27 protein-coding genes are annotated in these 15,631 nt (G+C 64.7%); 8 read left to right on the top strand and 19 right to left on the bottom strand.

What is annotated here, in order from left to right; genetic code table 11:
* The 7 genes from VM780_RS17560 to VM780_RS17530 all read right to left on the bottom strand — a co-directional run.
* On the bottom strand, positions 1-1,107 hold a 1,107-nt coding region (locus tag VM780_RS17560; protein ID WP_325449698.1), incomplete at its 3' end, for a terminase TerL endonuclease subunit.
* A 53-nt stretch (positions 1,108-1,160) separates the two neighbouring features.
* The gene (locus tag VM780_RS17555; protein WP_325449696.1) at positions 1,161-1,508 is read right to left on the bottom strand and encodes a hypothetical protein; all 348 of its coding nucleotides are present in this window, start codon (positions 1,506-1,508) and stop codon (positions 1,161-1,163) included.
* Between the two features lies 1 nt (position 1,509).
* Positions 1,510-1,980, bottom strand: a complete 471-nt coding sequence (locus VM780_RS17550) for a hypothetical protein (protein ID WP_325449694.1) — start codon at positions 1,978-1,980, stop codon at positions 1,510-1,512.
* A 365-nt stretch (positions 1,981-2,345) separates the two neighbouring features.
* Complete coding sequence (locus VM780_RS17545) at positions 2,346-2,564, bottom strand: hypothetical protein (RefSeq protein WP_325449692.1); 219 nt, start codon at positions 2,562-2,564, stop codon at positions 2,346-2,348.
* 55 nt (positions 2,565-2,619) lie between these two features.
* Positions 2,620-2,949: an HNH endonuclease signature motif containing protein gene (locus tag VM780_RS17540; protein ID WP_325449691.1), complete on the bottom strand. Its 330-nt coding sequence runs from the start codon at positions 2,947-2,949 to the stop codon at positions 2,620-2,622.
* Positions 2,950-3,194: 245 nt separating this feature from the next.
* The gene (locus tag VM780_RS17535) at positions 3,195-3,374 is read right to left on the bottom strand and encodes a hypothetical protein (RefSeq protein ID WP_325449689.1); all 180 of its coding nucleotides are present in this window, start codon (positions 3,372-3,374) and stop codon (positions 3,195-3,197) included.
* 98 nt (positions 3,375-3,472) lie between these two features.
* Positions 3,473-4,105 carry a dihydrofolate reductase family protein gene (locus VM780_RS17530; RefSeq protein ID WP_325449687.1) on the bottom strand — a complete coding sequence of 211 codons (633 nt, stop codon included), beginning with the start codon at positions 4,103-4,105 and terminating at the stop codon, positions 3,473-3,475.
* Between the two features lie 285 nt (positions 4,106-4,390).
* On the opposite strand from VM780_RS17530, the gene VM780_RS17525 reads away from it, so the two are divergent.
* A complete protein-coding gene (locus VM780_RS17525; protein WP_325449685.1) occupies positions 4,391-4,630 on the top strand; it encodes a hypothetical protein in 240 nt (79 codons plus the stop codon).
* 152 nt (positions 4,631-4,782) lie between these two features.
* Here the strand turns inward: VM780_RS17525 and VM780_RS17520 are convergent, their stop codons facing one another.
* Positions 4,783-5,463 (bottom strand): MgtC/SapB family protein, encoded by a 681-nt coding sequence (locus VM780_RS17520; RefSeq protein ID WP_325449683.1) that lies wholly within the window; start codon positions 5,461-5,463, stop codon positions 4,783-4,785.
* Between the two features lie 250 nt (positions 5,464-5,713).
* Between VM780_RS17520 and VM780_RS17515 the strand changes: the two genes are divergently transcribed.
* The 3 genes from VM780_RS17515 to VM780_RS17505 all read left to right on the top strand — a co-directional run bounded on the left by VM780_RS17515 (position 5,714) and on the right by VM780_RS17505 (position 6,755).
* Positions 5,714-5,917, top strand: a complete 204-nt coding sequence (locus tag VM780_RS17515; RefSeq protein WP_325449681.1) for a hypothetical protein — start codon at positions 5,714-5,716, stop codon at positions 5,915-5,917.
* A complete protein-coding gene (locus tag VM780_RS17510) occupies positions 5,918-6,157 on the top strand; it encodes a hypothetical protein (protein ID WP_325449679.1) in 240 nt (79 codons plus the stop codon).
* Between the two features lie 394 nt (positions 6,158-6,551).
* Positions 6,552-6,755, top strand: coding sequence for a hypothetical protein (locus VM780_RS17505; RefSeq protein WP_325449677.1), 204 nt, complete (start codon positions 6,552-6,554; stop codon positions 6,753-6,755).
* Positions 6,756-6,824: 69 nt separating this feature from the next.
* Here VM780_RS17505 and nusG read toward each other — a convergent pair whose 3' ends face one another.
* The 7 genes from nusG to VM780_RS17475 form a co-directional block, all read right to left on the bottom strand.
* Positions 6,825-7,460, bottom strand: coding sequence for a transcription termination/antitermination protein NusG (gene nusG, locus VM780_RS17500; protein ID WP_325449675.1), 636 nt, complete (start codon positions 7,458-7,460; stop codon positions 6,825-6,827).
* An 11-nt stretch (positions 7,461-7,471) separates the two neighbouring features.
* Entirely contained in the window at positions 7,472-8,350 is an 879-nt protein-coding gene (locus tag VM780_RS17495; RefSeq protein WP_325449673.1) for a DUF7146 domain-containing protein, read from the bottom strand.
* A gap of 61 nt (positions 8,351-8,411) precedes the next feature.
* Complete coding sequence (locus VM780_RS17490) at positions 8,412-9,908, bottom strand: DEAD/DEAH box helicase (RefSeq protein WP_325449671.1); 1,497 nt, start codon at positions 9,906-9,908, stop codon at positions 8,412-8,414.
* Positions 9,908-10,411, bottom strand: a complete 504-nt coding sequence (locus VM780_RS17620) for a helix-turn-helix domain-containing protein (RefSeq protein ID WP_414652853.1) — start codon at positions 10,409-10,411, stop codon at positions 9,908-9,910. Before VM780_RS17620 ends, VM780_RS17490 begins: the two co-directional genes overlap by 1 nt.
* 50 nt (positions 10,412-10,461) lie before the next feature.
* Positions 10,462-10,746, bottom strand: a complete 285-nt coding sequence (locus tag VM780_RS17485) for a hypothetical protein (RefSeq protein WP_325449669.1) — start codon at positions 10,744-10,746, stop codon at positions 10,462-10,464.
* The gene (locus VM780_RS17480) at positions 10,739-10,990 is read right to left on the bottom strand and encodes a hypothetical protein (protein ID WP_325449667.1); all 252 of its coding nucleotides are present in this window, start codon (positions 10,988-10,990) and stop codon (positions 10,739-10,741) included. Before VM780_RS17480 ends, VM780_RS17485 begins: the two co-directional genes overlap by 8 nt.
* Positions 10,987-11,391, bottom strand: a complete 405-nt coding sequence (locus tag VM780_RS17475) for a hypothetical protein (protein WP_325449665.1) — start codon at positions 11,389-11,391, stop codon at positions 10,987-10,989. Before VM780_RS17475 ends, VM780_RS17480 begins: the two co-directional genes overlap by 4 nt.
* A 181-nt stretch (positions 11,392-11,572) precedes the next feature.
* Here VM780_RS17475 and VM780_RS17470 point away from each other — a divergent pair, with 181 nt between their 5' ends.
* On the top strand, positions 11,573-11,845 hold the full coding sequence (locus VM780_RS17470; RefSeq protein WP_325449663.1) for a hypothetical protein: 273 nt from the start codon (positions 11,573-11,575) through the stop codon (positions 11,843-11,845).
* A 47-nt stretch (positions 11,846-11,892) separates the two neighbouring features.
* Here the strand turns inward: VM780_RS17470 and VM780_RS17465 are convergent, their stop codons facing one another.
* Positions 11,893-12,129, bottom strand: a complete 237-nt coding sequence (locus tag VM780_RS17465) for a hypothetical protein (RefSeq protein WP_325449662.1) — start codon at positions 12,127-12,129, stop codon at positions 11,893-11,895.
* Between VM780_RS17465 and VM780_RS17460 the strand changes: the two genes are divergently transcribed.
* The 3 genes from VM780_RS17460 (at position 12,128) to VM780_RS17615 (ending at position 13,553) form a co-directional block, all read left to right on the top strand.
* Positions 12,128-12,961 (top strand): XRE family transcriptional regulator, encoded by an 834-nt coding sequence (locus VM780_RS17460; RefSeq protein WP_325449660.1) that lies wholly within the window; start codon positions 12,128-12,130, stop codon positions 12,959-12,961. The genes VM780_RS17465 and VM780_RS17460 overlap by 2 nt on opposite strands.
* Positions 12,962-13,101: 140 nt before the next feature.
* Positions 13,102-13,350: a hypothetical protein gene (locus tag VM780_RS17455; protein WP_325449658.1), complete on the top strand. Its 249-nt coding sequence runs from the start codon at positions 13,102-13,104 to the stop codon at positions 13,348-13,350.
* A gap of 59 nt (positions 13,351-13,409) precedes the next feature.
* Positions 13,410-13,553, top strand: coding sequence for a ribosome modulation factor (locus VM780_RS17615; RefSeq protein WP_414652851.1), 144 nt, complete (start codon positions 13,410-13,412; stop codon positions 13,551-13,553).
* Between the two features lie 100 nt (positions 13,554-13,653).
* Here the strand turns inward: VM780_RS17615 and VM780_RS17450 are convergent, their stop codons facing one another.
* The 3 genes from VM780_RS17450 to VM780_RS17440 form a co-directional block, all read right to left on the bottom strand.
* Positions 13,654-14,160, bottom strand: a complete 507-nt coding sequence (locus VM780_RS17450) for an RES family NAD+ phosphorylase (RefSeq protein ID WP_325449656.1) — start codon at positions 14,158-14,160, stop codon at positions 13,654-13,656.
* 171 nt (positions 14,161-14,331) lie between these two features.
* The gene (locus tag VM780_RS17445; protein ID WP_325449654.1) at positions 14,332-14,736 is read right to left on the bottom strand and encodes an antitoxin Xre-like helix-turn-helix domain-containing protein; all 405 of its coding nucleotides are present in this window, start codon (positions 14,734-14,736) and stop codon (positions 14,332-14,334) included.
* A 218-nt stretch (positions 14,737-14,954) separates the two neighbouring features.
* On the bottom strand, positions 14,955-15,548 hold the full coding sequence (locus VM780_RS17440) for a class I SAM-dependent methyltransferase (protein ID WP_325449652.1): 594 nt from the start codon (positions 15,546-15,548) through the stop codon (positions 14,955-14,957).
* Positions 15,549-15,631 lie beyond the last annotated feature (83 nt).

Genomic DNA, 15,631 nt, shown 5'->3' with positions numbered 1-15,631 from the left:
CATCAGTCCGGATTCCGCGTGTACGAGCGTGCCGTTGGCGAGCTTCCGCTCGGCCGTCTTGATGGCGTTCATCATGCCGTAGCCCTGCGGCACACCGACCAGGAGACTGTTCTCCTGCGTGACGTCGATGTCCGCGAGAGCATCGATGAACTCCCCGAGTCCGGCTGGATCGACGCCGACCTTCGCCAGCAGACCGCTGTCCTTCACCTGCTCGATCACGGAGACGATGGCGTCGATGTCGCCGAGCTCGTCATCCACGATCGTCAGCTCGCCGGCCGCCTGAAAGTCACGGAGCCGCGCAGCGATTGTTTTCCGCCGGTCGAGAACACCCGAGTGGCACCAGGCGTGGGACCAGACCAGCCACCGCTTGGTGACCTTCTCCCGGCCAAGCACGCAGAGCCCGAACAGGTCGTCGAGCCCGCCGCCGTCGATCCCGACCGTCGCGACGTCACATCGCTCCAGCAAATCCTGGAGCGACTTCAACTCCTCGTCGGCCCGGCGGGCCCAGAACTCGGCGCCGGGCCATCGGTTCTCACGCAGATCGTTACCGATCTGGACGTTCAGATGCTTGGCGAGGAAGACGTTCCGTGTCTGCGGCCCCTTGGCGATCTCCTTCCGGAGCTCATCCTCGAGCCACTCCGCGCTCACCGAGCGCCCCAGATTCGGATTCGTGACGTAGAAATTCGCCGGGTCGAGGTAGGCTTGCGCCTCGATCATCCTCGGCGGGAACTCGTAGATGACGGGGAGGAACTTCCGATCCTCAACCCGGCCATCACGGACGTTTCGTGCGTAGTCGAGCTTGTCCTTGAAGACCCCTGCGGGGGGAGCGTCCGACTGCGTCGTGATCGAGATCACGAAGCCTTCGGGCCGAGAGATCAGCCCGCCCGTGGCCTCCCGAAGCATCGCATCCGCATGCGGCTTCTTCCCGAACTCCCAAAGCTCATCGATTAGAACGAAGCCGGCTTTTTTACCAACCGCTGTCGCGGTATCAGCCGCGATGACCTTCAGCGCGGCCTTGGTGGTCAGATGGGTGATCGTCCGGATGTGGTCCTGGATATGCAGGAACCCGCCATCCGCGGCGTTGAGTTCGGGATCTGCGCGGATCATATCCGCCGCAGGCTTGAAGCTGTTCTGCGCCGCCTCAATCGTCGGCGCCAGGATCAGCGCTCATTCGACCGCCGCCAGTTTCGGATGAGCGCCGTGAGCATGATGCCTGCGGCGAGCGTGGACTTGCCGTTCTTCTTCGAGATGCAGAGGAAGCCTTCGCGGATGTGCCGCTTGGCTGTGGTGGGGTCATAGGCTCCGAAGATCGCTCCGACGAAGTCGAAGATCCACTGCTCGCCGACTTCGCCGAAGGTCGGGCTGCCGGGCACGTCAACGACATGCAGCGCCCTGAACACGTCCAGCGCGGCCGCCGCCTCTTCTGGGAAGAGCGGCGGCGAAACAATCAGCGGTCGCTGCGCGATGATCCGTTCCTGCCAGTCTAAGCAGGCGGTCGTATGGCTCACGTTACTGCATAAGCCTGGGCGGCTCAGGGACAGCGAAGCGGCCGCTGCCTGCCGCCTTCTCGGCGTTCGCCTGCCGAAGCGCCTTCTTGCCGCCGGCGCCAGCTTTCTCGGCCGCCTCTTCTCTCGCGAGGTCTATGACCGCGCGGGCCGCGGAGACGCGAGGCGCAGGGTAAGGCGAGTTGTCCATGACATCCTCGAGCGTGGCGTAAGCCTTCTCGACAAGGTCAGCTGCAGCTCTAGCGGCGACCCGCGCGAGTTTCGCGTCGGCGACGGCTCTGACAGCGTCAGCCACCCCGCGCTCGGTCTTAGGCGCTGAAAGCGCGTGCTTCGGCTTGCGGCCAGCACCCGGACGCTTCCCGCCCCGGCCGACGCCAGTTGATTTCGTGACCATGCTTTTGATTTCTGCCCGTTTGATTTCGAGCGCGGCGGAGGAAAAATTCTGCAAATGCTGCCCGATGCGGTAACGGCCCACTGGGCCCCAGACTTTCGACCCCCCTACCCCTTCAGGAGCCGGGCGGTAGCCTCTGCCTGAGTAGGAGGAAGGATCTTGATGCCTGACAACTTGAGCCCCGAGGCCGAGGTGTTAGCCGCTCACATGTCGGCGACGCTCGCCGCGTTTCGAGTCCTGCTGCTGTGCCTGCAGCGGTCCGGCGCTCTGAAGGAAGGCGACTACCCGAGGCCTTGGCTGACTAAATGGAGCTGGCAAAGGGAAGCGCGGAGCCTATGACGCTGGCGCTCCTGGATGACCTGCGCAAGGAGCTGCTGAACTAGGTTCAGCCTGGATCATGGTGGCCCGCTCGTCGAAGTCGAGCATGAAGGCGGGTGTGAAGCACCCGTTCAGGTTTCACCCTTGTCCCACATCCTACGCTGCGCTGAATCCTTCGCGCGGGCCCGCTCCTGAACTACACCCCCATAGAAGCTGCCCGCGCTGACGAACGCGATAAACGCCACCTCCTTCAGCTTCTTGCCGCCGTACACATAGAAGAGCAACGCGACTGACATCACGAGCAGCGCGACGTTTTGGGCCTTGGACCGCTCCTCTTGCTTCCGCGCCATAGCCGGTCCTCTGTTGGCGATGCACCCTATCTCGCGAGCATGCAGGCGGTCTTCCTTACAAAACCATCCTCTTCGCCCTCTCGGCCGCGGTCTTGAGGCTGTGATGCCGGCCGCAGAGGCAGCGCCCGTTCTTCGGATCGAGGCGGTCGCCGCCGTCTCGACGCTCGACGATGTGGTCCGCGAAGAGGCGGCCCGGAGCGGCGACCTTGCAGCGCTCTCCCTTCTCGACCCACTCGCAGCGCCAGCCGGCGCGACGCTTCACCTCGATCGCCCAGGCCCTGTGCTCCGGCGTCTGAAGCTCGGCGTCGGCCACCTTTGGTGGAGGTTTCACCGTGCGGGTGTCGATCGTCCGGAGCCGAGGCCCGATCGTCTTCAGCGTCTTCAATTTGCCTTAGCCAGCCTGCCAGCCGATGAAATTGCGATGATCACGCGGACGCTCATCAAAGGGATTCTGTTCCCTTCGGCATTGGGCTGGCCAGCGACAGCTGGCGCAGTGGCAGTCGGACCGAACATCGGCTGGGGCTCTGGGCTCCTGCCTTTCCTCATGCTCGGGTTGCCGGTGCTTGCCTACGTCATCTGGTTTGAGCTTAGGGGCCGCCGATAGCCGGAGATCTTCGGTGTACGTCTCCACTACCCCCGCCACCTGCAGGTCCACCGGGCGAGGTAATAGCCTGGCGGCGAGGTGAGCTCTTCGATGTCCTCGATCAGGGCACAGCCGGAGATCGGGGCGGGCTGCCGACGGTGCACGATGCGGCAGGCGCCGGGCTCCGCCTGAAGGCAGAGGGCGACGATCTGCTCGACGATGCCCATGTAGTCATTCCAGGATGTCGTCGTAGTTCATGCAAAGACCCGATGCGGCGGGGACCCTACCGCCACGGATTTTCGAGCCCCTTGTCCGCCCGTGCGGATCAGCGGGACAGCACGACGTGGGTCGCCAACTCGGTTGGGACAGTCTCCGTCACCCGGTACCCTAGGGCTGGTAGGTCAATGCCTGCGAACAGCGGCTCGCCCTGACCGAGAACGACCGGCGACACCGCAAGGTGCAATTCGTCGATCGCTCCCGCAAGCAGGTACTGGCGGACCGTCGAGGCTCCGCCGCCGATCTTCACATCCAACTCGCCCGCCGCGGCCTTCGCCTGAGCCAGCGCCGCCTCGATGCCTTCTGTGACGAAATGGAAGGTCGTTCCGCCTTCCATGACAATTGGATCGCGAGCGTGGTGCGTGAGGATGAAGGTCGGCGCATGGTATGGGGGATTGTCACCCCACCAGCCTCTCCAATCGGGGCCGCCCCAATTATCACCTGCCGGCCCGAACATGTTCCGCCCGATGATGAAGGCGCCGAAGCCTTCCATGCTGGCGCGAGCGAAGCGATCGTCGGTCCCGCCGTCCTTTCCGATCATCGATCGAAAGGTCCGGGTCGGGTAGAACCACTTGTGCAACTCCCCGCCGCGCTCGCCGAGCGGGTTGTCCATGCTCTGGTTCGGGCCGGCGCCGAAGCCGTCGATGGACACGGCAAAGCCCGCTACGCGCACCCGGGTCATGGAGCCTCCAGCCGCCTCATATCGCGCTCAAGCAGCGCGGCGGCGATGAGATCCTGACCGGTCCCTCTCTGGCAAGGGGATGTGATGCGGTCTATTTGCCCTTCAGCAGCGTGCGCCGGGGCGAGGAGTGGTAGAGCGGATCACCGGTCTTTGCGCTCGGCTTCGCCGCGCGGGTGTCGACGGTGCGAAGCCGAAGGCTGAACCGTCTTAAGCGTCATCGGTAGCAGATGCTTCAGTTTTCGCGCTCAGAGTGTGGCCGTTGGCCGCTTACCCTAGGGTCCACGGATGCCGAATACCGAGCAATCCCACGACGAATGGGCCCGCCGGATTGTGCGCCTGGCGCACACGGAGGCGCTCAAGCGAGGCGTGCCGGACAAAACGTTGGCTCAGGCCCTTCTCGTCCAGGCGATCATGCTGCTCACCGGCCGCACAGAGCAGCACGTGAAAGCACGAGTTCATTCGCTCGGCCTTCTGGAACTGGAGCCTAAGATAGCCCGTCGAATTTATCTGGAAGGCGAGAACTGACCGACAACGTCGAACGAGATAAACGATGCGGAGGCAGCAAGAACTCGCCCCGAGATAAGCCGTTGTATGCCGGGGGCATGCTGGCGAGCCCCGATCACACCCACGAACGCGTACCGGCTTCCCCACTCGTCGGCGACGGCCGCCCGCTTATATCATCCGTCTTCCCCCGCCCCGTCCGCCAGCGTCACGCCCTCGATCGCCGCGAGCTTGCGCGCTATGGCGTCCACGCTCGCCTGCGACAGCCGCGCGAAGGCGATCCGGATGTCCTCATGGCCATCTCGCTCGGAAGGAGTGGTAACGAACTGGCGAATGCGCGAGGCGCGCTCGCCGGCGATCTCCCGAAGCAGATCGATGGTCACTGCGCCGGCCGGAGCGATGACGCGCAGTTCCCGCGTCCCGATCCGGCTCCGGTAACGCTCTTCGATCGGCTTCACCCCGGCGAGGATCGCGATCACGATCACCGTCGTCGCGACACCCTCGACATAGAGCCCGCCGCCGATGGCGAGCCCTATCGCGGCGACACTCCAGATGCTGGCGGCGGTGGTGAGCCCGCGCACCACCTCGCCGCGAAGCAGGATGGTGCCCGCCCCGAGGAAGCTTACGCCGGAGACCACCTGGGCCGCGACCCGCGAGGGATCGAACGCAACATGGCTTTGTCCAAGCACGTCGCCGAAGCCATGCGCCGAGACGATCATCGCCAGGCACGCGCCGACGCACACCAGCATGTGCGTCCTCAGCCCCGCGGCCCACATCAGCCGCTCGCGCTCGAAGCCCACGATACTGCCTGCCGCTGCGGCGGCGATCAGTCGCAGCACGAGTTCCGCGTGGAGCATCGGCCTCCCGTCTCCTGTGCCCTGAGGGGAAAGGCCGATCGAGACACCGTTCTGCGGCGGTGTCCAGCACCCGCTTACTGCCGTCACTGGACGGCTTCTGCTAGTGCCAAGGAGAGTTGTCTACGTTTGCAGCGGAAGTGTCCGGCGTGGGACGCATCTAGCTGACGTCCAATCCTCGTCGCGGAAGCCGACGAAGTGGTAGGCGCGGGCCGCCGCCATGCTAGGTTGCGGCGCCTCCAGGAGGAACAAAATGCCTTATCGGATTGGATGGAGCCCAGATGCAGGAACGCTGACGGTGGTCACCGAGACCGCCAGCGAGGCGCTAACCATCATCCGCCAACATGAAGATGCAGGTCGTGCGGATTTCGAGATCGCCGACCTAGATGGGAACATGCTCACTCTCAAAGAGCTGGAGCAGGCTGCGGCTGCCGAGCCGAGTCAGCCGATCTCCTGAATGAAACGCGCTCCAGAGGCCGAAGGCGTGCTACGTTGGCTGATGGAAAAACATCAATTCGCAGTCGATGACATCGTTCGCCTGACCAACAAGTTCGGCCTGGGTCCGAGCACATCCGTCACGGTCGTTCGCCTCATGCCGGCGGCTCGAGAGAACCTACCGCCGGCCTATCGAGTGAAAGACTTGGCCGAGGGCCACGAGCGGATGGTCACTGAAGACGAGATCTCTCGTCTGATCTGAAAGGAAGGCGAGCCCGCGAGCGGACGGCGCCGCATCCATCCTGGATGGTCAGCGTATTGAGGCGAGGCGGCCTTTACGTTGCCTAGCCGCCCTCGTCGTCCTTCGCCCTCTCTCGCGACGAGGGTGGCGCCTCGTGAGAGTCTGAATGTTCGGCGATGCCTGAGGATGCCGCCCGCGAGATTAGCCGGCGCTGCGGCCCCCTGCACCTACCTGCCGGCGCATGGACGAAAAAACCCGCCGTCTGATTGGAGACGGCGGGCTAACTCAGGAGTGAAAGAGTTGGGGACGCTTTCCCTGAGGCCTAGCTTAATACCGCAATAGGCTCGAATTTGGCGTTGCAATATCGAAGTGAGCGGCTGCGGAGGGACAGTCCGGCTAAACGACGGAGGACCACGTGCAGGATCAGAAGGACCTTCTAGACCGCCTGAAGGTCGAGCAGATGAAGCTGCTTCAGTCTGCCGCCGCAGGAGGTAGGCTGCCGACCGACAAGACGCTGAGCAAGGTCGCCGATCTCGAGCTCGCGATTGGGGCTCTGGAGAACCAGATCTACGAGGCGTTGAATAGCCAACAAAAGGGCAATAGAAGCCCGGCGCGGTGAGCGGTGTTTCCGCTCCCTGGATCCGCGCCTCGGCTAATCCGACACACCGCGGTCGTCCTAAAGCAAATTTTAGGCCACCCTCCTCAGCACGTCAACCGATACCACCGGCATCGCGCTGATCCATCCCAGATCGATGGTCACTTCGTTGGCGTTATTGCAGCGGACGATCCGGCCGCTCTGGCCTTGGATCAGACCGGAGGTCACCTCGACAGGATCGTTGACGTCAAACTTCAACGTCGGGTCCCGCCCGAAGTCGAGTGCGCCCATGTCCTGCGCCGCCCGCATGTCCGCGATCGTGCTCTCGTGGATCAGGACGGGCGCGCCATAGCGGCCCATACCGACTACACCGGCAACACCATCGACAGAGCGAATGTCGGGTCGGCGGCGATCAGGGTAGGCGACGAAGACGTAGCGCGGCATGGCTGGCCTCAGGCGCTCGACGTAGTGCGGCGAGCGTCGCGGCTTGAACCAGCGCCTTCCCTCCGGAACGTAGGCGCAAAGACCGATGCCGATCAGGCCTAACTCGACGCGGCGCTCACAGAGCGGGTTCGTGAAGATCGCGTACCAGGGCATGCCCTCGTGTTCTCGGTCGAGCGACAGAGCGCGGGCGGCGGCTCGGCGCGCGGCTTCCGCCTCGATCTGCCTGCGGCGCTCCTCGGCGGTGAGCGTCGAGCGCCTGGAGCTCCTACGGGTCGCGGACGTCATGAGCTGATTTTTCAAGCAGCAATCCTCCGTTTCAGCAGGACGTCGTTCCAATCCTCGCCTTCGTCAGGCGGGAGGCTCACCGTGACCGTCACCCCAAGCCGCCCGTCGCAGGCGAGACGGTGCGCCAGCGCGTAGGCGGCTGCCTGGCCGCCAAACTTCCTGTCGTGATCCCCGAAGACCACGACGGATCGGACGCCCGCCGGAGGACGCCATTGCTCGAGCATCGTGGCGTTGATGGTTGCCCAACACGGCACGCGGAACAGGGCCGTTGCGGCAAGCGCGGTCTCGACGCCCTCCGCCACGCCGAGGACCTCCGTCGGCGGAGCCAGCCGGATCGCTGAGCCCTTCGGCGGGGACGACATGAGCTTCCGAGGGCTCGCCACGGGTGCCTTCTCACCGGCGGCCGTCAGATACGTCCGGTGCAGGGTGGCAGGCTTGTCATCCGGCCCAGTGACCATCGCGACCATGCCGGGATGGAAGGCGACGGAGTCGCCCTCGACGTATCTAAGCCGGGGCGTATAGCGCAGTGCCGGAACTGCGATGGCGGATCCCAGACGCCTCGCTAGCCACCTTCCCGCAGCGTTGTCGGCGGCAATTGCGGTCGCCGAGCGCCAAAGGTTGTTGAGCGCCTTTCTGTCGGCCTTTCTGTCAGCCTTGGGGGCAGCCTTGAGCGCCGCCGGCGCAGCGCTTCCAATCAGAGCCTCTATGCGCGGAGCAGCCTCGCGGAAGTCCCAGCCGTTGACGAGCATCACAAGCTTGACGCCGTCGCCTGCGCCGCACTGGCTGCAGATCCAGGAGCCTGCCCCTTCCTTGTCGTCGAAGCGAAAGCGGTCCTTGCCACCACAAGCTGGGCAGGGCCCATGGCGGTTGGTGAGCGCCTTCTCGGGCACGCCGAGCTGCGGGAGGATGCCCTGCCAGCGACCGCGGGAACGCTCGGCCAGTGGGCGACGATCAGGCCGCATGGCGCCCCTCCCCCTTCTGCTTGCCCTTGGCGTAGGCGATCGCGCGAGACTTGACCCAGCCGTAGACCTCATCCGACGGCGGCCACGGCCTCACGTCGTTCTTACGGAACGGCCACTCGAGGAACTTCTCGCGGTAGTTCGCCAAGGCCCATGCGGTCGTCTTCCCGTGGCGCTCGGCGTAGCCCAGCAGCATGGCGTACCAGGTCGCCTTCTCCTGCGGCGTCGGCTTCCTCCGCTTGCCACCTCCATTCAGCTCGAACAGCGCCCCGCCGGCGTCGCACGTGACGCCGGACTGTCGTTCCGGAGCGAAGCCGCACACCGGGCAGACGTGGACCCTCGCCGGTTTGAGGAACGTGCACTTCGCGCACTCCTTCGGCAGAGGCGAACGGCGGTCACGCTCCTGTTTCCGACGGCCGTCCCCAAGATCGAGCTCCGGATGGTGGATGTCGGTGACGAAGCCGAGCCGCAGCGTGGTGTCGCTGTGGTCGAGGATCAGGCAATCCGTCTTTCCCTCGGCCGTACGCAGCCCCCGGCCGACGATCTGCACATAGAGCATCTCGCTCTTCGTCGGCCGAGCGAGGATGATGCAGCGCACATCCCAGTCGACGCCGGTCGTCAGGACGCCGACATTGCAGACGACCTCGATCTCGCGGGAGTGGAACGCCTTGCGGACGTCCTCCCGCTCATCCGGACCTGTGTAGGCGTCGACGTAGCCGCAGCTCACGCCCGCTTCGGTGAACTGGCGCTGCAGCGTCTTCGCGTGCGCCCGGTCAACGGCGAAACAAAGCGTCGGCCGGCGGTCAGCGCGCATCAGCCAGGTGCGTACGACGTCGGCGACGAGGTCCGGCCTATCCATAGCCTTGGACAGGTCGCCCTCGTGGTAATCCCCGGCGACCGTGCGTACGCCCGACAAATCAGGGTGAGACGGGGCGAACACCCTGAACGGCGACAGGAAGCCGGCCTCGATGAGTTCCTGGGTCGTCGCCGCGATGAGGAGGCGGTCGAAGTGCTTCCCCAGCCCCTTCGCCCAAGGGGTCGCCGACAGGCCGATGAAGGGCTTCCGCTGCCAACCATCGGCGGCCATCCAGCGGGCGTAGAGCCGGAACCAGCGGTGTGCCTCGTCAATGATCACGACGTCGGTGATCGGCAGCAGACGTCGTTCGAGCGTCTGGACGCTCGCCACCTGGATCGGCCGGTGCGGCGCAGTCATCGGATGATCGGCCTGAATTACCCCGATCTCGTGCGCCGGGATGCCTTCTTCGATGAAGGCCTTCACGGTCTGGTCGATCAAGCTGAGCGCCGGCACCACGAACACGACGCGATTGCCCTTCACTCGGGCGCGCTCGACGATCTCAGCCGCCAGGCGGGTCTTTCCGCCACCCGTGGCGAGCTGCAACAGCGGTCGGAAAGACCCATCCAGGACTGCCGAGCGGATCAGATCGAGGGCTTTGACCTGATGTGGGCGAAGTGGGCGAGCGATCGCCATCACGCCCTCCCCACGCCGAATGGAGCGTCTTCAGGCCACGAGGGCCAGATGCCGGTCGAAACCTCGCGCCCGTCCTGCGCTACATCCTGAAACGTAGAGCTACGAACCCTTTCTTGGATGGGATATCTAATTGTTCCCTTAGTTATTCCCTGGCACGCCGTGCCGGTTGCAAAGGAACGGCGTGCCGGTTGGAGATCAGTTTGCAACCGGCACGGCGTTCCGGTTGAAGGAGCCTGCGCGGGGCGGGTCCGCGAACGGTCGATGTCCGTCTTCGAGATCTCGAAATCGCGGTGAAGCGATATGACGATCAGGTCTGTCGACCGCCCTGCGCGCCCTTTGCTGCGGGCCTTCCGGTGGATCACGCCAAGCCGCTCGAGGTCAGCGAGGCAGTAGCGCACGCACCGCTCCGATAGCCCCGTATCGGCCGCCAAGGTGGCCTGAGACGGGAAGCACGCTCCGGCACGGTCGGCGTAGCAGGCCAGCTCTCGCACCACAGCCTTCATTGGCTGATTGGCGATCTTCTGCCGCTTCGCCCATTTCATGGCTTCCGAGCTCATCGGGTCGCGTCCCGCTGCTGAAGTTGTTGAAGAAGGCTGCGCACGGCGGCCTCGTGGCGCTCGAAGAGCTGGAGGACGCGCTCGATCGCGTCCCAGACGGCTAAGGCTCTGATCTGCTCGCGGTCGGAGTCGACGCGCGCGCCGCAGTCGATCAGGCCGGCCTGCACGGTCTCGATCCGCGCCGCCTCGTCTCGGGCAGCGATCCGCATCTCAGAGATGCTCGGCTTGACCTTCCGGGCCTCGATCAGGGCGGCATGCACGGCAGCGCGGCCGTCAGCCATGCCCGCTGCCCTCTGCGATCCTACGGAGGACCTCAGACGGCGACGTGCCGGACCCGCCCGCGAGCATGGCCGCCGCGGAGCCGATGATCTGCTCCAGAAGCTCGAGCGCCGCCTGCTGCCCGACCTGGTGCAATGTTTCGCGGTAGGCGGAGACGACGATCACGGAGGCCTGAGCGGCGAGCGCTTCGGTCGACGAACTCGGCGGCCCTGGCGCCAACCTCGGAAGCTTAACGGCGCGGCTCATGCGGCTCCCCCGTCGGAGGAGCCGTCGTCGTCTACCGACGGCGGGACATGCGTCTTGTCCACCAAAGCCTGAGCCGCGCGAACAGCACGGCCATCAACCCCGGCAACGGCTTTCGTGATTTCGAGTTCATGGGCGAGCCGATCGATCTGCCGAGCGCACTCCGCCTCGTAGGCGGCGAGCAGGGTGAAATAGACCGACGCGAGCACGTCGCGCGGCCGCCGGTACCGCAGTCGCCAGAGGACGCTGTGCGACAGCCTATAGCGGCGCGCGATGCGGCGCATGGCGTTGTCGAGGTCACCCGGTCCGCGACTTTCAGCTCGCACCAGGGCGTCCGCCCACCGGGCGGCGCGCTCGACCAATCTGTCTCCGGCGTCGACGCCGTTCAGCGCCACGTCAGACATTTGCTGATCCTGCAAAGGCTTCTGTTCCAACGCCAGAACCTCTCTCGCTAGCTTCAGGGCGAGAGGAGGTTGGCGATGAGGAACTGACTGAGAGAGCGGGCCGGTTGGCCCGGGCGAGGTAACGGCGCGTCGGGTCTTGGCGGACGGAGACGCAGCACACATCGACAGGAGAGGAAGCAGGATGCCGAGGAAGGCGAAGACGGGAAGCGAAGGGGACCAACCGGCGGGGCGCGATGTCCGGGAACTCGCTCAGGCGATCGCGTCGGTTGAGGTCGCGGTCAGCCTGATCGCCGTCTTCGCCTTGCTGAACCGGGCGAAGCGTACGGCGCAGCTTCTCGACCATCTGCGAGCGCTGGCTGATTACGCCGTCTACGAACGCGACGGACTGGACCCGACCGTGCTGGATCGCATCGCAGAGAGGATCGAGACGGGACAGGTCATAGCGGAAAGCTGAGCGACCGCCCTGTTCGCAGCTGCTCCGGCTGAGGAGGCCGGCGGTCGTCATGATGCGAGCGCCTCAGGTCGCTCACGGCGGGACGCGTACCAGGAACAGAACATCTCGACCGTGATCCCGTCGATGCCTTTGTCCTGAGCAAGGGCCACGAGGCGCATCCAGTGGACCGGCGAGATCGAGTTACTCGCCTTCATGTTCCAGACAGCCTGAGCGCTGATGTTGAGCGCGGCGGCGGTCTCGGATAGCGGCCCAAGGCGGTCGATGAAGGCGGCGAAGCTGCTCATGGCCACGAACGCTACACGTATCGTGGAACTTGTTCAACATGATTTATGTTACACGAACCGTGAAGGTGCGCGGATGGACACCCCTGCAGCCCGTCTCATCCACGCCCGCGAACTCGCCGGCTTCTCGACCGCCGCCGAAGCGATCAAGCGCTTCGGGTGGAGGCAGTCGACCTACATGGCCCACGAGAATGGGCAGAACGGGATCAGACCGGAGCCAGCGACGAAGTATGCGAAGGCGTACCGCGTCTCGGCAGCTTGGCTTCTGACTGGGGAAGGCAAACCGAGGCGTTCGCCGGTCGACAGCTTCGATCCGTTTGAGGCCGACAAGGAGGTTGCGGCCTTCGAGCCTGGCGTCTCCTCGCTGCTTCCTTACGAGGGCCACCTCCCGAACGCGATGCCCGACATCGATGTGTCCGCGGGCGCCGGGCCCGGCGGGCTTCCCCTGCCCCATCAGCTTCCGCACGACGGCGGCGTCGTCTATGCGGCCGACGCCATTCGGGGCGAGGTCATCCTGCCGGACTACCTCCTCGGCGAGTACACGCGAGCGAAGGCGAACCGTGTCCACGTCGTTCGCGTCCGCGGCGACAGCATGGAAACGACGCTGTCGTCAGGTGATCGCGTGCTGGTCGATACGACCGACACGTCGATCGGTCAGGGAGGCGTGTTCGTGATCCTGGATCCTGACGGAGAGGTCCTGATCAAGCGGCTCCGGAAGCTCTCAGAGGGGCGGATCGAGGTCGTGTCTGACAACCCGAAGCAGGCGACCGACACCCACGCCGCCAGCGAGGTGCGGGTTATCGGGCGCGCAGTTGCGCGGCTGTGCAGGATATGACCGAAGCGGTTCGACAGGACGAAGTCCTTCGCCTGCGATGCCGGATGGCGTGTAGCAGCAGTTTTTCCCCGTTTGCCCGCCTTCATGCGGACACCGTTGCCGTTTAGGAAAGCTGCATCGGACGATCCGGCATGCGGATTATGCCTGCCATCCTCCGACTCCCAACAATCGCCGATGTTGGCAGCTCGATCCTGGAGGATCGCGGCGCGCTTCCGGCGGAATGCTGCAAGGACATGATGAAAAAGAACACCGAGGCCGTTCGTGCCCGTCCGCGCGAGCGCGTTTGGCCGACCACAAACGAAGTTCGCTCGCCCAGCGACTGGAGGCCCCAACCGACCAGTATCTCTCGCGAGGAAATGCGCCGGATCGTCATCGAGATGATCGGGTAACCGGAGCCGCGAACACAGCGGAAGCGACGGCAAATCTGTTCCCTGAAGAGGACCTGCTCATGCATGCGATCGAAGAAGAGGGCCGCAGGGCCTTTTCAACGGGCGTCAATCTCCGCCACTGCCCCTACAAAGACACAGTCCGGCGGGACGCCTGGCTGAAGGGGTGGGTCGATGCCCGACGGATATCAAGGATGCCGGACTGAGATTTGCAGAACGAAACTCTAGGCCCGCCCTCAACGGCGGGCTTTTTCGCGTCACTCTTCCGGTGGCATAATCGGGTAGGAAGCGCCCAATGTAGTGTTGTCAGTCCGCCTTCCTCATCCGCTCTCCGTCCCATTCGAAGGTAACCCTGTCGCCGCGCCGGACGTTCTGGATCACCGAAGGCCGGAGCGCCGCCAGGCACATTCCGCCTGAGAACCGCACGGACGGATACAGCAGCCCGTTGCCGCCCTTTGCCCGAATGGACTTCGCCAGCGCCCGCCCTGCGGGATAACCCACGGCAGGGTCCGGATCGAGGCTCGGGTGACTGGGGTCACCTCGAAGGTCATGGAAGCGACAGGCGAAGCCGGCCAACAGCTGCCCGTAGGTGACCAACTCCGCAGATGCGCCCGCCTCACGAAGCGCGTTCGCCATGTGGAAGGTCACTTCAGCCTCAGCGGTCTCCGCGTCGTGCTCGCCGAAAGCTGCGTACCAGCAACCGCGATCCTCGTCGTTGAACCGGTTCCCGGGAGGCTTGGCGTGGCAGAAGGCGGCGTTGATGAACGTCCAGCCGTAGCCATAGCTCTCGTTCAGGAGCTCCCGAGGGTCCACGCCGAGCGGAAGAGCCGCGGAGCCGAGACGGGCCGAGGTGAGACCCTCGAGTTCGTTCAGGATCGCCTCTTCGTCGGCATCGTCGGCGAGCGGCCGGACCGCCGGCTCATCGATGTAAGCGGTCGGGATCAGGCGGACCGTGCGGCCCTCGATAAAATCGATTTCCCGGGATCACAGACCGCCGCGGAGCCCGTCGAGGTAGCGGCGGGTTCTCAGCATTGCTGGAATGCCGCCCTCGATCATCCAGGCAACGGGAGATCGTCCCTGAAACAGAGGCCCCGTGTTAGCCGCCTTGGGCCAGCCGGTGACCATCTCCTGATTGAACAGGATCCGCAGCGCCTTGAAGATGCCGACGATCAAGCTGGCCCGCGTTAGCTTGTCCTGATCGAGCCGTCCGCTGAAGGTCCCGGCCTTCATGCGGTTCCAGGTCGCGATCGGAACGTCGAAAAGGTCGGCCGCCTCCCTATTCGTCAGGCCCCAGAACTCGCAGGCACGCACGACGGCTTTAACGATCGTCGCCGTCCGGTCCTTGGCGTCAGCCTGAGCCTGAAGAGGCGCGGTTTCCGGGAACGACATGCGATCTCCTTTGATCCGAACAACTATATCATATGATACAGCTCTCCGATTGCAAGTGACCGCTACCGCCCCTCTAAGCCGTCCTGAAAGCCGGCTCGTCGTCGAAGCAGGCTTCCACCTCCGCTAGTGCGCGCAGCATTGCGCCAGGACCACCGGCGTAAGGCCTGCCAATCAGCGTACCTGTCAGGCATGCCGATGCGGTCCGACCGCCTCGGGCGTCAGCGTATAAACACTGCAGCGTAATGGTGCGGGGAGACATCGACCGTGAACTCGTGGCGCAGACCGCTCGGCTCAACGGCCGCGATCGTTTGGTCAGGCGACATCCGAAGTTCCGTTGCCGGGCCTCTAGGCTGGCCCAGAACGGTCGTCTCTTCACGCGGTCGCGCATACCAACTCACTACTGAAAAGAGCCCGCCCGGCTTCAGCACGTCCCGGACGGCGCCCGCCAGTCGTGCCTTGTCAGGCACGCCATGGAATGCGTTCGCGAGAAAGACGTGATCGACCGGCTCGGGAACAAAGCGAGCTAGATCATAGGCGTCGGACTCAATGAACGTGGCGTTGGTCACGCCGGCCTCATGAAGCCGCGCCTGCGCGGTCTCCAAGAGAGCGCCGTCAATGTCGATCGCTGTGACGTGCGTAGCGCTCTTAGCGATCTGCAGGGTGAACCAGCCGTCGCCCGAGCAGAGGTCCACGACGCTCGTGCCGGGCCTGACGCCAACATCGTGAAGCACCTTGGCTGGGTCGGGCCACAGCGCCTCCCACCAGCCCGCATCAGGCATCCCGGTGCCTTGGAAAAATCCAGGAATCGTCATGCCGCCAAATTAGGCGATGCTGACGCGGCAGCCTAGTCTAGGACGCTAATCCGCATGCCTGTCTGAGGGCGACAGTCTCCTCA

This window comes from Hansschlegelia sp. (assembly GCF_035538955.1).
Lineage (GTDB): Bacteria > Pseudomonadota > Alphaproteobacteria > Rhizobiales > Methylopilaceae > Methylopila.
Note: the sequence above shows the minus strand (reverse complement) of the source record. Positions and strands in the feature narration are given on the sequence as shown.

What these genes read in the sequence shown, in the direction of transcription:
- VM780_RS17545 (WP_325449692.1), bottom strand. Translation starts at nt 2,564, where the DNA reads ATGGCGCGGAAGCAAGAGGAGCGGTCCAAGGCCCAAAACGTCGCGCTG.
- VM780_RS17535 (WP_325449689.1), bottom strand. Translation starts at nt 3,374, where the DNA reads ATGGGCATCGTCGAGCAGATCGTCGCCCTCTGCCTTCAGGCGGAGCCC.
- VM780_RS17530 (WP_325449687.1), bottom strand. Translation starts at nt 4,105, where the DNA reads ATGACCCGGGTGCGCGTAGCGGGCTTTGCCGTGTCCATCGACGGCTTC.
- VM780_RS17525 (WP_325449685.1), top strand. Translation starts at nt 4,391, where the DNA reads ATGCCGAATACCGAGCAATCCCACGACGAATGGGCCCGCCGGATTGTG.
- VM780_RS17520 (WP_325449683.1), bottom strand. Translation starts at nt 5,463, where the DNA reads ATGCTCCACGCGGAACTCGTGCTGCGACTGATCGCCGCCGCAGCGGCA.
- VM780_RS17515 (WP_325449681.1), top strand. Translation starts at nt 5,714, where the DNA reads ATGCCTTATCGGATTGGATGGAGCCCAGATGCAGGAACGCTGACGGTG.
- VM780_RS17510 (WP_325449679.1), top strand. Translation starts at nt 5,918, where the DNA reads ATGAAACGCGCTCCAGAGGCCGAAGGCGTGCTACGTTGGCTGATGGAA.
- nusG (WP_325449675.1), bottom strand. Translation starts at nt 7,460, where the DNA reads ATGACGTCCGCGACCCGTAGGAGCTCCAGGCGCTCGACGCTCACCGCC.
- VM780_RS17490 (WP_325449671.1), bottom strand. Translation starts at nt 9,908, where the DNA reads ATGGCGATCGCTCGCCCACTTCGCCCACATCAGGTCAAAGCCCTCGAT.
- VM780_RS17620 (WP_414652853.1), bottom strand. Translation starts at nt 10,411, where the DNA reads ATGAAGGCTGTGGTGCGAGAGCTGGCCTGCTACGCCGACCGTGCCGGA.
- VM780_RS17485 (WP_325449669.1), bottom strand. Translation starts at nt 10,746, where the DNA reads ATGGCTGACGGCCGCGCTGCCGTGCATGCCGCCCTGATCGAGGCCCGG.
- VM780_RS17480 (WP_325449667.1), bottom strand. Translation starts at nt 10,990, where the DNA reads ATGAGCCGCGCCGTTAAGCTTCCGAGGTTGGCGCCAGGGCCGCCGAGT.
- VM780_RS17475 (WP_325449665.1), bottom strand. Translation starts at nt 11,391, where the DNA reads ATGTCTGACGTGGCGCTGAACGGCGTCGACGCCGGAGACAGATTGGTC.
- VM780_RS17470 (WP_325449663.1), top strand. Translation starts at nt 11,573, where the DNA reads ATGCCGAGGAAGGCGAAGACGGGAAGCGAAGGGGACCAACCGGCGGGG.
- VM780_RS17460 (WP_325449660.1), top strand. Translation starts at nt 12,128, where the DNA reads ATGGCCACGAACGCTACACGTATCGTGGAACTTGTTCAACATGATTTA.
- VM780_RS17465 (WP_325449662.1), bottom strand. Translation starts at nt 12,129, where the DNA reads ATGAGCAGCTTCGCCGCCTTCATCGACCGCCTTGGGCCGCTATCCGAG.
- VM780_RS17455 (WP_325449658.1), top strand. Translation starts at nt 13,102, where the DNA reads ATGCCTGCCATCCTCCGACTCCCAACAATCGCCGATGTTGGCAGCTCG.
- VM780_RS17615 (WP_414652851.1), top strand. Translation starts at nt 13,410, where the DNA reads ATGCATGCGATCGAAGAAGAGGGCCGCAGGGCCTTTTCAACGGGCGTC.
- VM780_RS17445 (WP_325449654.1), bottom strand. Translation starts at nt 14,736, where the DNA reads ATGTCGTTCCCGGAAACCGCGCCTCTTCAGGCTCAGGCTGACGCCAAG.
- VM780_RS17440 (WP_325449652.1), bottom strand. Translation starts at nt 15,548, where the DNA reads ATGACGATTCCTGGATTTTTCCAAGGCACCGGGATGCCTGATGCGGGC.